Origin of the sequence: Nesterenkonia ebinurensis, from assembly GCF_008711175.1 — a bacterium.
In the GTDB taxonomy this organism is placed as follows: Bacteria; Actinomycetota; Actinomycetes; order Actinomycetales; family Micrococcaceae; genus Nesterenkonia; species Nesterenkonia ebinurensis.
The window spans coordinates 1-14064 of the sequence record NZ_VWNF01000047.1 but is presented as its reverse complement, the minus strand read 5'-3'; the positions used below and the strand labels follow the sequence as shown (position 1 = coordinate 14064).

The 14064-nt window shown below is 67.9% G+C and carries 11 protein-coding genes and 1 pseudogene; 5 read left to right on the top strand and 7 right to left on the bottom strand.

The annotated features are described in order from the left end of the window. Positions 1–58: 58 nt before the first annotated feature. Entirely contained in the window at positions 59–412 is a 354-nt protein-coding gene (locus F0311_RS14500) for a sulfate permease (RefSeq protein WP_150462665.1), read from the bottom strand. A gap of 233 nt (positions 413–645) precedes the next feature. On the opposite strand from F0311_RS14500, the gene F0311_RS14495 reads away from it, so the two are divergent. Then, a complete protein-coding gene (locus F0311_RS14495; protein ID WP_150462664.1) occupies positions 646–1791 on the top strand; it encodes a DUF4062 domain-containing protein in 1146 nt (381 codons plus the stop codon). 78 nt (positions 1792–1869) lie between these two features. Here F0311_RS14495 and mobF read toward each other — a convergent pair whose 3' ends face one another. Next, complete coding sequence (mobF, locus tag F0311_RS14490; RefSeq protein WP_223881410.1) at positions 1870–5403, bottom strand: MobF family relaxase; 3534 nt, start codon at positions 5401–5403, stop codon at positions 1870–1872. Positions 5404–5481: 78 nt separating this feature from the next. Then, positions 5482–6339: a hypothetical protein gene (locus F0311_RS14485; RefSeq protein ID WP_150462662.1), complete on the bottom strand. Its 858-nt coding sequence runs from the start codon at positions 6337–6339 to the stop codon at positions 5482–5484. 131 nt (positions 6340–6470) lie between these two features. Between F0311_RS14485 and F0311_RS14480 the strand changes: the two genes are divergently transcribed. Then, the gene (locus F0311_RS14480; protein ID WP_150462661.1) at positions 6471–6908 is read left to right on the top strand and encodes an AAA family ATPase; all 438 of its coding nucleotides are present in this window, start codon (positions 6471–6473) and stop codon (positions 6906–6908) included. Here the strand turns inward: F0311_RS14480 and F0311_RS14475 are convergent. The 3 genes from F0311_RS14475 to F0311_RS14465 are packed head-to-tail and all read right to left on the bottom strand — an operon-like array spanning position 6905 to position 9809. After that, entirely contained in the window at positions 6905–8371 is a 1467-nt protein-coding gene (locus F0311_RS14475) for a hypothetical protein (protein ID WP_150462660.1), read from the bottom strand. The two genes, F0311_RS14480 and F0311_RS14475, sit on opposite strands and share 4 nt — an antisense overlap. Continuing rightward, complete coding sequence (locus tag F0311_RS14470) at positions 8368–8703, bottom strand: helix-turn-helix domain-containing protein (protein WP_150462659.1); 336 nt, start codon at positions 8701–8703, stop codon at positions 8368–8370. Before F0311_RS14470 ends, F0311_RS14475 begins: the two co-directional genes overlap by 4 nt. Beyond that, complete coding sequence (locus tag F0311_RS14465; protein ID WP_223881383.1) at positions 8700–9809, bottom strand: tyrosine-type recombinase/integrase; 1110 nt, start codon at positions 9807–9809, stop codon at positions 8700–8702. The genes F0311_RS14470 and F0311_RS14465 overlap by 4 nt, the downstream gene beginning before the upstream one ends. 373 nt (positions 9810–10182) lie before the next feature. On the opposite strand from F0311_RS14465, the gene F0311_RS14460 reads away from it, so the two are divergent. After that, complete coding sequence (locus tag F0311_RS14460) at positions 10183–11295, top strand: DNA cytosine methyltransferase (RefSeq protein ID WP_150462658.1); 1113 nt, start codon at positions 10183–10185, stop codon at positions 11293–11295. Positions 11296–11333: 38 nt separating this feature from the next. Here F0311_RS14460 and F0311_RS14455 read toward each other — a convergent pair whose 3' ends face one another. Further along, positions 11334–12086, bottom strand: a complete 753-nt coding sequence (locus F0311_RS14455) for a TetR/AcrR family transcriptional regulator C-terminal domain-containing protein (protein WP_191089950.1) — start codon at positions 12084–12086, stop codon at positions 11334–11336. Here F0311_RS14455 and F0311_RS14450 point away from each other — a divergent pair. Both F0311_RS14450 and F0311_RS14445 read left to right on the top strand, forming a co-directional pair. Next, positions 12074–13663 (top strand): MFS transporter, encoded by a 1590-nt coding sequence (locus F0311_RS14450; RefSeq protein WP_150462656.1) that lies wholly within the window; start codon positions 12074–12076, stop codon positions 13661–13663. The genes F0311_RS14455 and F0311_RS14450 overlap by 13 nt on opposite strands. Before the next feature lie 118 nt (positions 13664–13781). Further along, a pseudogene (locus F0311_RS14445) lies at positions 13782–14064 on the top strand (AraC family transcriptional regulator); the annotation flags it as partial.

Sequence of the window (14064 nt, the reverse complement as noted above, 5' to 3'; positions counted from 1 at the left end):
AACTGTCGTAGCGGCGCCGGGCGGTCTTTTCACGTACGCGCCCATCACACACCCGCTCCTACGCGGCGACCATAGGCCGGTGGTCGGCACGCTGCTCGCGGCGGCGGGCGGCGTGCTCGCGGAGGCGGGCGCGGAGCAGGAGGACGAGGCTGACCGGTCCCATGATGGCGAACTTCATCGCGTTGTAGATGAACAGCAGCACGAGCAGGTGCAGCCACCCGGGACCGCCGCCGGCGATGAGTTGCACGCAGAGGTTCACGGCGTACAGGTACGAGATGGTCAGCAGCATCGCCGGCAGGCCCCAGCGCAGTCCGCGGCGGGTGCGGATGGCGTCGAGCAGGACGTTGGTGGGCATGTAGCGGCGCAGGAAGTAGCGGGTGTGGACGCTGAGAGCCCAGATAAGTCGGAACATGGACAGACCTCTTCAAGGGTTCGGCGACAAGAACCTGAAAGGACCGCCCGTTCCCGGGAAGGTCATACCGTCGCGAGGAGCGACAGCGCCGCATAAGAGGCCGCCTCAGGAACTACTTTACGACGCCGCGCAGACACCGGGAAGAGGCGAAGGTGACCTGGCGCCCGCCCTCGCTGGGTGTGCGGCTCGCGTGTGCGCTCCGCGTCTGGGCGTGTCCGTGGTGGACTTGAGGCATGGATGATGCGTCGTTGCTGATCGACCAGCGCTCGGCCTCCCTGGCTGCCGCCGGGGAGGATGTGCGGGCGTGGGCGAGCGGGCGGCGAGTGTTCGTGTCCAGCCTGATCACCGACATGCCCGACGAGCGGGCCGCGGTGCGGGCAGCGATCGAGTCGGTCGGGGCGATGGCGGTGATGTTCGAGGATCTCGGAGCGCAGGACATCTCGGCCGAGCAGGCCTACCTCTCCGGGGTTCGCAGCTCCGAGGTCTACGTGGGCATGTGGGGTTCGCGTTACGGCGTGCGGATGCCCGACGGGTACTCGGCCACGCATGCTGAGTTCTTGGAGGCCGAGCGCAACGGCTTGCGGCTGTGCCTGTTCGTGCACGGCGAGACCGGCGGGGAGATGGATGGTGCGCAGCGCGATCTGATCCAGGGTGCCCGCAACCTGTACACGACGAGTCCGTGGAGTGACCCGGACGACCTCGGTCGGCGGGTGCGGCGTCGTCTGGAGGACTTGGCTGCGGAGGAGCTGGCGCCGTGGGTGCGGGCGGGCCGGACGCTGTTTCGTGCGCGGGAGATCACCAACGACGGGAAGACGATCTCGCTCACCGCGGCGGTGCGCAGCGACGCGGTCCATGCCGAGCTGGTGCGGCTGCGGGACAACCGGGCCGGCGGTGTCCCGTTCGCCTCCCCTCATACCGCGCTGCCGGTGCAGATCGTGGAGCTATCCACTAGGACCGTCTCGACGATCGGTCATGAGGAGCGGCTGACGTTGGTCACCCAGGAGCAGCGAGGCTCGACCATGCGCGCCTCCATCAATGGGATATCGGCCGACGAGGTCGGGCAGCGGGCGCTGTCCGACGGGCTCTTCGGCACCTCGCTGCTCGGTCAACAGATGGGGTGGATGGCGCGGCCGATCGATCCCCTGGCGCCACTGCGGGGACTGGGCCTGGACGACAGCGTCCTGCGGCCGGTGGCGCGCCTGCTGTTCGCCGAGAAGCTGATCACCGACCAGGCCGCGTCCAGGATCGACTCGTTCGCGCTCGGCCCCTCCCACCAGGGCGCGCGACGTCTGCGGGCCGCCTGGACCCCGCCGCAGGTCTACGTGAACGAACCCGACCCAGCCCCCGTCTCCATCGACGGCACCGTGACGGGCCTGTGATCGAGACGGTCGCTCAGAGGCTGGACCTGCGTGGTGCGGGTCTTGTGGATCGGCCAAGCCTGCTTCAGGTTCATGTGATTACAGACTGAGCGGGTCCCGCTCCTGCGTGCGACGCGTCGTGGGCTCATGCGCGCTGTTGATGATTCGGCTGGCGTGGTCGAGGGCGATCTTCGCGCGGGCGGCGTCGATCTTCTGCGCGGTCGACGCGGGCAGAGCACCCAGGGGTGTGTCGTCGGTGATGCCGTATCGGTCGCGGTAGGCCGCGACCGTCCTGGCCTGCCGGCGCCATGCCCGCCGCTGGGCTGCCGTCCGCGGCGGTGTCCCAAGGGGTGTGATCCAGGCGGCGCCCTGGTCGAGAGCGGTGTCGAGGACGGTATCGGCTCGGTGCTCGATCAGGTCACGCCGCTCATCGAGGGCGTGACGCATGTCGTCGCTCATCTTGCCCTGGGCAGGCGGGATGAGCCCAGCGATCAGCCTGGGGCTCTTGCGGGCGCGCCCGGACCCGGCCGGGCGAGTGGTGGCGCGGGCGAGCCGGTGGTGCAGGACCGAGGCGAGGTCGTCAGCGTCGGCGAGGTCGCGCGCGGCGACCAGGCGCGGGAACAACCGGTCCAGGTCGTGGTGGTTGGCCTCCGCCCTGCGCAGCTCGGCGGTGAGCGCACCGAAGGTCTCCGACTCCACGACCGCCTCGGCCTGCTCCGACGTGAGGCCGGCGGCGCGGACAAGAGTCACCCAGCGGTCGTGTTGGGCTGCGCCGGCGATGGTCTCGTACTCCGCGGCGAGCTGGGCGATCGTGCCCCACTGCTCGTGTTCGGCGGTGACGGTCTCGTGCGCGGACAGTTCGGCACCCACATGGTGCAGGACGCCGTAGAGCACCGACCTGCCGGTGGCGTCGGGGTCGTCAGCGGGATGCGGGTGGGCGTGCTCGTCGGCGCGGTCGAGGATCACGTAGGCGCGGTTGGAGTGCTTGCCGCGAGTCATCGCGACGTAGAGGTTCTCCCGCGTGGTGGTCGGCTCCACCAGGACGTGCGCGGTATCGACGGTGACGCCCTGTGCGCGGTGGGCGGTGATCGCGTAACCAAGATCAACGTGATCGGTCACATAGGAGGCGGGGAGGACGATGGAGCCACCGAACCGGCGGCCGGTCTTGCGGATCGTGACCGACCCGTCGTCACGGACGTCGGTGATGGTCCAGGTGTCACCGTTGCGCACCCAGGTCGTCCCGTTGCGTAGGCGGCGGTCGTTACGTCGGGTGATGATCGTGTCCCCCACCCCGGAGATGGTGCCGTCGTTCAACTCGACCTCCCGACCGGGCTTCAACGTGCCCTCGAGGATCAGATCGGCACGGGCGCGCTGGTTGAGGGTGGTCACGTGGTCGCGGGTCTCAGCAACCAGCACCGACACCAAACCGCGCTCCCGGTCGGCGCGCCAGGCGATGTAGGCGGCGTCGGTCATCGCCTCGGCGTCACCGTCGTGGACGCGGTCGTGGTCGAGGTAGGTGTCGATCACCTGCGTGCGTCCGTGCCGCAATGCGAGGGAGGCGGTCTTCTCCCAGGCGTTGGCGAAGCGGTGCACGTCGACCAGCTCGGGCGCATCGTCCCGGTCACCGACGAGGAGCCCGAACGCGCCGCCGGCATCCACGGACTGGAGCTGGGCGTAGTCACCGACCAGCAGCACCTTCGCCCCAGCTCGTTCGGCCAGGTGCGTGATCCGGTCCAACGAGAGGGTGCCTGCGAGGGAGGCTTCGTCGATGATGACGAGCTGACCGGCCCGGAAGTCCTCGCCGTGGACGAGGTGGTTCTGCCACCACTTCGCGGTGTTCTCCGTCGCGATCCGGAGGTCGTCTGCGAGGACCTGCGCCGCGACCGCAGACGGTGCGAGTCCAACCACGGATCCGGCGCCGTGTTCCTTCTCCCACGCCTGCCGCAACGCCGACATTGCCGTCGTCTTCCCCGCGCCGGCTGGGCCGACGAGCACATCGACGACGCGGCCGGAGATGGCGATCTTCATTAGAGCGTCGGCCTGGTCCTCACCGAGCATCCGTCCCTCGGCATCGGGCCGTGCGGTGGTCTTCTCGACCGCTGCTACAGGCACGGTGGGTGCGGTCATTGTGCGGGAGCGGTCGAGCAGTCGATCCTCGGCGTCGAGCAGCAGCTCGGAGGAGAACACAGTCGAGTGCTTCGGGCGGAACACGCTCGTGCCGTCCACCCGCCGGAACGCCACGGGTGAGGTCGCAAGATCGGGCGGCGTCAACCGCAACGAGGCCTGTTCGGCGGCGTCGGCGATCATCCCCACGACGGCTTCGCGATCTTGAATGGTGGCGAAGCGCCAGCCCATCGTCTGTCGCGACGCCTCCGCCATCAGGTTCCACCGCCGCCAGGTGGACCGTTTCTCACCGACCACCTCGACCACGGTCTGCCCGAGTTCGCCGATGGCATCGAGCGGTACGTCATCGGCTCGCAGCAGCAACGGCTTGCCGTTTTCGGTCACCTCACGTGCCCAGGTGGTGGCGTCGCGGCCGAGCACCCCGGTGGCGCGGGTGCGCCAGTCGGCGGTGAGGTCGGCCAGCGATCGGACCTCCTTCTCGGGCCGCGTGGACAGCGTGGCTTGGGCGCGGAGCTTCATGATCGTCGCTGGGGACGGACGTCGGCCGTGCTTGCTCACGTAGTTGGCGATGAGGCGGTCGGTCTCGGTGTCGATGTGCCTTGCGCGGGTGGAGAACTCGGCCACCAGTTCCTCCGGGACGGTGCTGATCGCCCAGGCGGGGTTGCGGTCTCGGCCCATGTCACGGGCCTCCCATTCGACACCGAAGGTGCGGGTCATGTGGTCGGCGAACACCGCCTCATGCAGCTCCGAGAGCGCGACCACCGCGGCGTGCATCGGACGCCCATCCAGGCTCCGCCACTTCCCGTCGAGGGCGGTCGGGACTTTGTTGGAGATGACGACGTGGGTGTGCAGGTGGGGGTCGCCGGCGCGGGAGTCGAAGTGATCGAACGCCGTCGCCACCAGCCCGGTGACATCGACCTGTGCAACGGCCCCGTCACCGGCGGTTGCACCGGTACGGGTGGCTGCAACCTCGCGCTCCATGAACGCAACCACCTCTGCAACCGCCGCATGATGCGCCTCCCCGATCAACGCCTGCGTCCCGGCGTCAGCGACCGCCCACAACGCCGAGGCGGACTTCGGAATCGAGAAGGTGAAGTCGAACCCCGCCACCGCCCGGCGCGTCGCACGCTCGGTCTCCTCGACCTCGATCCGTGCCACCGCCTCACCCTTCGCTCCAGGACTCAGGCTCGCGTCGAGGTCGGCGATGCGGGCGTCGATCCGCTCGGCCACGTACTTGTAGCTCGGGAACGCCAGCCCGAGGGGGTCCCCGGTGATGGGGTCGCGGCCCATCCCCATCAAAAGCTGAAGCTGCGCCTCGGACACTCGATCGCCCACTGCAAGCTGGCCTTGGCCGAGCGCGGCGACACCAGAACCGAGCCACTGGCCCGGCGGTGTTCCCGCCTCCGCGTAGTACCTCGTCAAAGGAGTCGAGAGACTGCGGTCGCCGTCTACAGCGGCGACCGAGCGCAGCAGGTACTTATAGCCATCGCCGGCCGACATAACCCTCATCGAGACCGTCATGACGCTAGGTGCAAGCCGCCGCTCCACGTGAGGCACACCATGCGGCGAAGGCTCCGCCGATGCAACTCAATCCGAGGTGGAGGGAGAAGCCTCCTCTGGTTCTTCTCGACTACCTTCTTGGCCGGGCGCTAAGGCGCCAAAGACCTCTGCGAAAGGCTTCCATCCCTCTCCAAACTCCTCATCCATCGCTGGTGGAGCAGGGATGTTTCCGTTCTCGTCGTACTCGGCTACATAGACGCGAGTCTCTACCTCCTGAGCCTCGTCAGATACGACGACGTCCTCGTCGAAGACGCCACCCAGGTCAGGCAGAACTCCGCGAGCGTTCAACCGTTCCGTGATAGTGAGCGTCACCATAGCGAGCGTCATGAGTCGGACGACCACAGGGACAGCTGCTCTGAAACGCTCTTCAACTCCGTAGATCCGCCCCTCCTCGCGCCGGGCGGCATCAGCGTGAACCACGTCTCCATAGATCCAGGAAAAGGCCAAGGCGTTGTCGCTGATCCGGGCCTCGGCCTCTTCCGGCATCTGAACTCTCACCTCGTAGAAGCCGAGAGTCTTTCCCTTCGGGTTGACCTTGGCCCACTCCTTCTTCCATCCCCGCAGCACCTTGATGTCCTCTTCCGGCAGGTTGCCCTTCCGGCCAAAGTGGAGAAGAGCGTTCATCACCTTGGCGTGATAGGTGTCCTCGTCGTTGAGGATCAGTGGGCGGACACGGGCCGCTGCGCTCTCAACCTGCTCCTCAGGAGGAAGCTCCAGCACGACCTTCATCGCTCCGGTGGCCGGCGTGAAGAGAACCTTGAACTGCGGATTGTGCAGCTTCACGAGAAGCCGGGCGTCCTTCGCCAGGGAGTGAGCGCGGATGCGACGAGCACGCAGAACGAACGACTTGAGCGAACTCAGATGCTGTTGGTCCTGGTCTGCCATGCCTTCAAGCGTAGGCAGGAAGTGTGGACATCCGGCGGCAGCGACCTCCGGTCGTGTCGCCGCAGAGCCCGCTTTGCTGGTGCAGGTGCCGTATTCAAGTGGTCCGAGTAGTGGCCGCGTAGGCTTGGGTCATGGCTCGCATCCTCGTCACCGGCATGTCGGGCGCGGGGAAGTCGACGCTGCTTGAGGAGCTTGCTCGACGTGGACGTCTGACCGTTGACACCGACTACGACGGTTGGGAGTTGCCCGGTGCGGTATGGGATGAGCCTCGGATGAGCGCGCTGCTGGATCGTCACGATGACGTGGTGGTCTCGGGGACCGTCGAGAACCAGGGCCGCTTCTATGACCGGTTCGAGCATGTGGTGCTGCTGAGCGCTCCGGTCGAGGTTCTGATCGAGCGCGCCGCGACTCGGACGAACAACCCGTATGGGCGCTCGACGGACCAGCAGGCCGAGATTCGGCAGTATGTGGTGGATGTCGAACCTCTCCTTCGGCGAGGGGCGACTGTCGAACTGGACGGGCGTCTGCCGGTCCGCGAGCTGGCCGACGCGATCGAAGCGCTGCGCTAAGTAGGGTCAGCGGGCGCGGTCGCTGATGTAGCCGCTCCAGTCACGGGCGGCGAGGGTGGCCCAGCGTGCCGCGGTTCCGTCGGTGATGCCGACGAGCTTGGCGAGGACAGGAGCGGGGATGCTGGTGGCGAGTGCGAAGGTCGCGGAGTGGCGGGAGCGGCCGGGGCGGATGCCGTTGGCGACGAGCTTGGCGCGGAAGTTCTCTCTGACCATGTGACGGCCGGGGTGCCTGCCGGGGAACAGCCAGCCGTGGTCTCGGTCGGCGATCGAGCCGGTGCCGGGTTGCGGAGGTAGCGGCGGATCAGCTCGTCCAGTCCGGGTGGCATCTCGATCGGGATGGTGTCGAAGGTGACGAGGACCCGGCCGTCTTCTTTGATGGTGATCTGGTTGGCGCGCATCGCGACGATGGTCTGCAACGGCTGGGCGAACAGGAGCGTGAACAAGCCACCGATGCGGGCGTAGAGGGCGATCTGCTCGTCGTGGAGGAGCTGGTCGATCTGTTCCCAGCGGTCAGCGTCGGCGACGATGACCTCGGGCAAGGTTGACTTGCGGGTGAGGATGCTGATGCGGGGATTGGCCCGGGTCCGGCCGAGCCAGGCGACGAAACCTTGCAGGCTGTTGCGGGCGCCGGGGCGCTCGGCGAGATAGGACTCCAGCTGCGGTTGGGTCAGGCTCGCGATCGTGGCGTGGTGGTTGGTGGCCCAGCGGGCGAGGCGAGTCGCGGCGTTGACGTTCGAGCGCGCGCCGTAGAGGGCAGTCTTGGTCAGGTTCCCGCGCTCGGCAACCTGCCGCAGGTGCCGTAGCAGGTGCCAGCGGGCGTAGCGGCCGATCAGCCCGGAGTCGTCGGCGGCCAGTGGCGCGAGAGCGATGTCGAGCCAGCGTTCCATCTGCTCGATAGGAGCCTGGTAGAGCGGCAGGACGCCGGTTGCGGCGAGCAGATCGCGCAGGTAGTTGTGCGAACGGTCCGCGGGTAATTCCCGGAACGTGTCGTGGCTGATTGGCAGCTCGCCCCGGGCCATGAGCCCGAGGAGCCTCGCGCCGGTCGCGGGCGGCTTCTTCAGCCAGGTGAGCACGCTCTGCGGGCGCGCCGCGGCGGCCAGTTCGTCATAGAGAGGTCGCAGCCCGATGTGGACCGCGCCCGTGGCAGGGTCGGTCAGCAGTGCGGTGAGGCGTTCGGCGAGGATGCAGCGTGCGCAGCGGATGGCCCCGTAGGGGTGAGCCTCGCTCCCGCACTGGGCGCAGGCGAACACCGAGACCTCACCCGCGCAGCCAGCGCAGACCAGAACGCCGTAGCTCGACATCGACGGGTAGGCGATCGGGCGCAGCTCGAAGCACTCCGGGCAGACGGCGGGGTGGTAGGCGATGTTGCGTCGGCAGCGGTAGCAGATCGGCCCGGTCGGGAGCATCATCGTCGTGCCGACCAGCCCGCAGCGCACGCATTCCCGAAACCGGGACTCGGTCACTCGTCGATGCCGTCAGGGCGGCGCACTCGGGCGCGGATTGGCCTGATATCGCCGATGCCCGGTCCGTGATCGCCCACCGCGGGCGCCTGGCGCTGCTGGTCGACGTGCAGTTCGAGCAGGTCGGAGGGGGTGCAGTCCAGGATGTCGCAGAGCGCGGCAAGCAGGTCGGTGTTGATCCGTTGTGGCGGCTTGGTGACGATCCGGTGCACCATCTGCCGGGACAGCTCGATGCCGCGCTCGTGCAGCGGCTCCATCAGGTCGGTGGTCTGGAACATGCCCTTCGCGGCCATGAGCTGGCGCAGATGCCAAAGCATCGTCAGCTTCCTCGTCATCGTTCCTCCCGTGGTTCGTAGACGCGCGCGAGCGCGGCCTTGAGGGTCTTGGTCTTGAAGTCGTTCGATACCGACGTATAGATCGCGGTCGTGGAGGCGTGGGAGTGGCCGACCTGCTCGGTGACGAACCGCTCTGGGTAGCCGAACTCGATCAGATGCGTGACATACGAGTGCCGCAGGCAGTGCAGCGACAGGTCCGCATCGAGCCCGGCCTGCTCGCGCAGCCAGGCGAAGCGGTGATCCATCGTCTTCACCGAAATCCGCTGCCCGCGCTCGGTCAGCCAGAGCGCGCCCCTCGCACCGGGCTCCAGCAGCGGACGGGCCTGCTCGACCCACTGCCGCAGCCCGTCGACGGCCCAGTCGAGCTCCGGGACGGTGAGCACCGTGCGCCGGCGCGGTGTGCCGCCGCGCACGCCCTTGCCGTAGCGGACGTGCACCGCGCCGTAGCTGCCCCACTGGCGCATGTGCGGGTTCGGGCGCAGGTCCGCAACGTCGAGGTTGCAGAGCTCCCGGCGGCGCAACCCGTAGGCGTAGCAGGTCTTCACCATCTGCGCGTCCCGCAACGCAGCCCACGCGCCCTTGCGGCGCGAGCGTTGCACCCGCTCGACGCGAGTATCGAGGAAGTCGAACAGGTGCTGCAACTCGTCGTAGGTGAACGGCCGCCGGCCCGGGCGGCCTTCGTACTCGCTCAGATGCGCGACCGTGTTGAAGTCGTGACAGACCTGCGACGGGATCGCGCGGAACCGCTGCTCGCACTCGGTCGTCCACCCGTAGCGGCCGTCGAGCAGATAGTCGCAGAACATCCGCAACGTCAGGTGATAGCTGCGGATCGTCGACGGCGCCAGCCGCGCGCCGCCGCTCATCAGCGAGACCGTGAAGTCCTCCACGTCGCCCGCGTTCCACTGCCAGGGGAACGACCCCGCGAACTCGGTGAAACGCCGCAGTAACGCGATCCGCGGCTCGATCGTCGCATCTGACAGCAGCCGCGACTTCTGCTGCCGCTCCCAGCCGACCAGCATCGCCTCGAACACCGCCGCCTGCTCGTCCAGATGCACGACGCCGGAAGCCAGCACCAAGTGCGCGGACCCCGGAACCTCGATCGACAACCCCACTCCAACGGTAAACTTTGATTAGACAATGCCAACCTGAAGTTACCACACCGCGTCGATGCCTTTGACGGACAACGAGGCCCACACGGACCACGGAGGCATTCACACCCCAGCACCCGCCCGCACTGTCAACTCTGCGTTGATTCGGGACCTTCCCCCTCGACCTGCAAGAGGCGTGGCAGCTCCGATGGCGGGCTGAGCGAGAGGCAGATCGGCCTTGGCCTGACGGTTGGAAGCGTGTGCGCTTCGGCGTCTCGTCAGCGAGGCATCAGCGGAAGTTGAGCGAGTTCGTGCACCTGGCAGGTGATCAGCCCGGCGATGGGCTCCGTGAGGGGTTCGGGCCCGGGGTCACCGAACTGCCGGAGCCCTCATGCACGACCACGCCGCCCCGTCTTATGGCCGTCGCTTGCGGGTCGGGTCGCTGTTCTCCGGATACGGCGGCCTCGACCTCGCCGTCGAGCACGTCTTCAACGCCGAGACCATCTGGTTCTCCGAACTCAACCAACCCGTCGCCCGAGTCTTCGCCCACCACTGGCCCGACGCCCCGAACCTGGGCGACATCGCCACCATCGACTGGAACGCCGTGCCACCAGTGGACATCCTCTGCGGCGGCTTTCCTTGTCAAGACGTCTCGACCGTGGGCAAGCAAGCCGGACTCGCACCCGGCACTCGCTCGGGGCTCTGGTCGCACATGGCGGCAGCAATCGAGGCGTTGCAGCCGGAGTTCGTGGTGATCGAGAACGTGCGCGGTCTGCTCTCCGCACCAGCGGTCCGCAACCTCCCGGAAGGAGCAACCGATGCCCGAAGCAACCCCGCCACCGCAACCCCCGCCGACGAAGCGAGCGCAACCCTTCGCGAGGTGGAACCCGACCCGTGGCATCTGGGAGACGAGCCAGCCCGACCTCTCCGGGCGCTTGGCGCCGTGGCGGGAGACCTGGCCGACCTGCGGCGCGATGCGCGATGGATCGGCCTACCGGCATCCGCCATCGGCGCTCCGCATCAGCGGTTCCGTGTCTTCGTCCTCGCCGACCGTCCTGTTCCGGACACCGTTGGCCTCCGACTCCTCCCGCGGTGGCGAGAGCCTGGAACAGGTGCGAGCCCGTCGCGGGACGATCGCGCTGTCGCACCAAATCATCGACCTCGCCCTGCACGGACCCGATGGCTCACCGAGGCAGAGCGCCGAGTCCGAGAGGCTGTGGTTCCTGATCGAGGACATCTTCACCGCTGGGGACGCTACGCCCCAGCCATCGCCCGATGGGAACACATCACCGGAAGACGCGCGCCAACGCCAGCGCTCCTGAGCGAGGCGAAGGGGCCACGGCCCGCGCCGGAGTTCGTGGAGTGGCTCATGGGACTCGAACCAGGCTGGGTCACCAACCCCGATCATGGACTCACCGACAATCAGCAGCTCGCCGCCCTGGGAAACGGCGTCCTCCCACTTCAGGCGGCGCAAGGCCTCGGTGTCATGACCATGCCGCACTAGGACTCACGAATCCGGCTTCCCTTCTACGCGGTCGCACCTCAGCGGTCGAGGTGGGCCTGGAGTCCGTCGAGCAGGGTGCGGAGTCCGAACTCGAAGCTGGCGTCGTTGACGTCGGCCGGGTCAGCGTTGGCGAGGGCGGTGTAGCGCTCCAGGAGCAGCGGGTAGTCGGCGAGGTCGTCCTTGACCTGCTCCACCAGCTCCGCCGCGGTGTCCGACGACTGGATGCCGGGGGGCGGGGTTTGGCCCCAGGCGTCGCCGATGACGTAGGAGAACACGGTCGCGCCGGCCCAGTCGAGGTCGAAGCCGGTGAAGCCGGCCTGGTGGCAAACCTGGAGCAGGTGGTCCTGGAACCGCACGATCCCTGGTCCGTGGATGCGGGGGTTGGCGCTGAATGCGGCGGTCAGCCAGGGGTGGCGGGTGAACAGTCCGCGCAGCTCGCGGGAGGTGGCAGCGAGCCGATCCCGCCACGACTCGCTGCCGCTGGTCAGTTCGAGTTCGGCGAAGACGGTGTCGGCGGCGAGGCCGACGAGGTTGTCCATGTTCCCGACGTGCCAGTACATCGCGTTTGCCGAGGCGTCCAGCACTGCCCCGAGTCGTCGGGTGCTTAGCGCGTCGAGGCCTTCGGCGTCCAAGAGGGTGACGGCGGCGTCGATGACGCGCTTCCGGTCGAGTCGTTCGGTGGCCACGAGCCCCACTCTACGAGCCTTCTTGTGCGGTGCGCAAGTCTCCTGTACGGTGCACAAGTAGGACTTGCGCAGTGCACAAGAAAGGAATTGTGATGACGACTTCACCCGACCACGACAGCCCACCGACCGCTCCCGAGCGGGTGAGCAGACGTTCGTGGCTGACGCTGCTGGCGGTCGCGCTGGGGATCATGGTGATCCAGCTCGACGGCACGATCGTCTCGGTCGCCAACCCCGCGATCGCCGCGGACCTGGCCGCCAGCCCGGCTCAGATCCAGTGGGTCACCACCGGTTACCTGCTGGTCTTCGCCGGTCTGCTGATCCCCGCGGGCACGGTGGCCGACCGGCTTGGGCACAAGCGGGTCTTCCTGATCGGCGTCGGCGGCTTCACCCTTGCCTCGTTGGTGTGCGGGGTATCGGTGAGCGTGGAGATGCTGATCGGCGGGCGCGTCCTGCAAGCGGTCTTCGCCGCCGCGATCGGCCCGGCCGGGCTCGCGCTGATCCGCACCGCGTTTCCCTCCGGCGCGCTGCCCCGTGCGCTCGGTGTCTTTGGTGCGGTCACTGCCGCCGCTCTGGCCTCGGGGCCGTTGCTGGGTGGGGCGTTGATGGCGCTGGGGAGCTGGCACCTGGTGTTCCTGGTCAACCTGCCTTTCGGACTGCTGGCCGTGCTGGTCGGTGCGCGGGTGCTGCGGCACTCCCCGCCCCAGTCGCGCGACCGGCTCGACCTCGCCGGAGCGATCACCCTGGTGGCCTCGATGGTCGCCGTCATCTGGGGCATCACCGCCATCCAGGAAAACGGGTGGACCGCCAGCACCATCGGCTTCCTCGTCGCCGGGCTCGTACTGCTCGGAGTGTTCATCCTCATCGAGGCCCGGGCGCGCCGACCGATGGTGCCCCTGGCCCTGTTTCGTGACCGGACCTTCGCCATCGGCTGCGTGCTCAGCGTGGTGACCATGTTCGTGTTCTTCGCGATCATGTTCTACCTGACGTTCTTCTTCCAAGGCGTCCAGGGCAAGACCGCCGTCGCCACCGGCCTGGCGATGCTCCCGCTGACCGCGATCTTCACCATCGCCTCACCCCTAGCCGGATGGACCACCGAACGCCTCGGCAGCCGCGGCACCGTCCTGATCGGGGCCGGAGCCATCACAGGCTCGCTGCTCATCCTGCTCGGCCTCGACACCGACTCTTCCGTGCTGGGCCTGGCGCCCGCACTGCTGCTCGCCGGCGCCGGTGCCGGGTTCCTGCTGGTGCCGGCCATTAACCTCGTGGTCGGCAGCGCCCCCGAAGCACAGTCAGGCGTCGCCTCCGGCATCCAGCAAGCCACCCAACAGCTCGGCGGCACCCTGGGCATTGCCGTCTTCGGCAGCATCATCTCCTCGATCGTCGCCCAGACCTTCGCCCAGGCGGTCCGGGCGACCAGCGCACCCGCTGAACTCGCCGCGGACCTCGGTGGCGACGGCGGGCTGCGGGAGAGCGTCGCCCTGGGGTTCCCCGCCGGTGCCCAAGAACAGCTCCGCGAACAACTCGGTGACCCCATCGCCGGCGAGGTCATCCAGGCGGCGCATCTGACGTTCCTGAACGCCCTCGACACGGTATTCACCGTCGCCATCATCACCGTGCTCGCCGCCGCGGTGCTGGCGCTGTTCATCAAGACCCCGCGCACGAACCAGCCCGCCGGAGCCTGAGTTGACGTTGACCCGCACCCGCGCCGTGCGCGTGCCCAATCCGGCATCCACCGATGTCGTGAGCCGGGCACGCGCACGCCGGCCGGGGCCAGGCCAGCACACCCGATGACACCCCCTCATGTACCTCGCACCCGAACGCGCTGGCACGGAAGAACAACTCGGCTTCGCACCGATCCTCGCGCGAACGCGGACGATCCATTCGCCGGTCGGCCCGGTGGCGTACGACTGTGTGAAGGTGATCGTCATCAGGTCGGGCTCGGCGATCTTGTTCAGCGAGTTCGGGCAGAAGCCCGTCAACGTCGGCGACGTGATGATTCTCGGTGCGAACGTGCTGTGCGGCTCGGAGCCCGAGGGGCATATCACCGTCACCACTATCTACCTGGACACCGATTATGTGATCG

Excerpts from the sequence above, each read along its gene's own strand:
- F0311_RS14485 (WP_150462662.1), bottom strand. The coding sequence starts at position 6,339 with ATGGCAGACCAGGACCAACAGCATCTGAGTTCGCTCAAGTCGTTCGTT.
- F0311_RS14470 (WP_150462659.1), bottom strand. The coding sequence starts at position 8,703 with ATGACGAGGAAGCTGACGATGCTTTGGCATCTGCGCCAGCTCATGGCC.
- F0311_RS14480 (WP_150462661.1), top strand. The coding sequence starts at position 6,471 with ATGGCTCGCATCCTCGTCACCGGCATGTCGGGCGCGGGGAAGTCGACG.
- F0311_RS14500 (WP_150462665.1), bottom strand. The coding sequence starts at position 412 with ATGTTCCGACTTATCTGGGCTCTCAGCGTCCACACCCGCTACTTCCTG.
- F0311_RS14460 (WP_150462658.1), top strand. The coding sequence starts at position 10,183 with ATGCACGACCACGCCGCCCCGTCTTATGGCCGTCGCTTGCGGGTCGGG.
- F0311_RS14450 (WP_150462656.1), top strand. The coding sequence starts at position 12,074 with ATGACGACTTCACCCGACCACGACAGCCCACCGACCGCTCCCGAGCGG.
- F0311_RS14495 (WP_150462664.1), top strand. The coding sequence starts at position 646 with ATGGATGATGCGTCGTTGCTGATCGACCAGCGCTCGGCCTCCCTGGCT.
- mobF (WP_223881410.1), bottom strand. The coding sequence starts at position 5,403 with ATGAGGGTTATGTCGGCCGGCGATGGCTATAAGTACCTGCTGCGCTCG.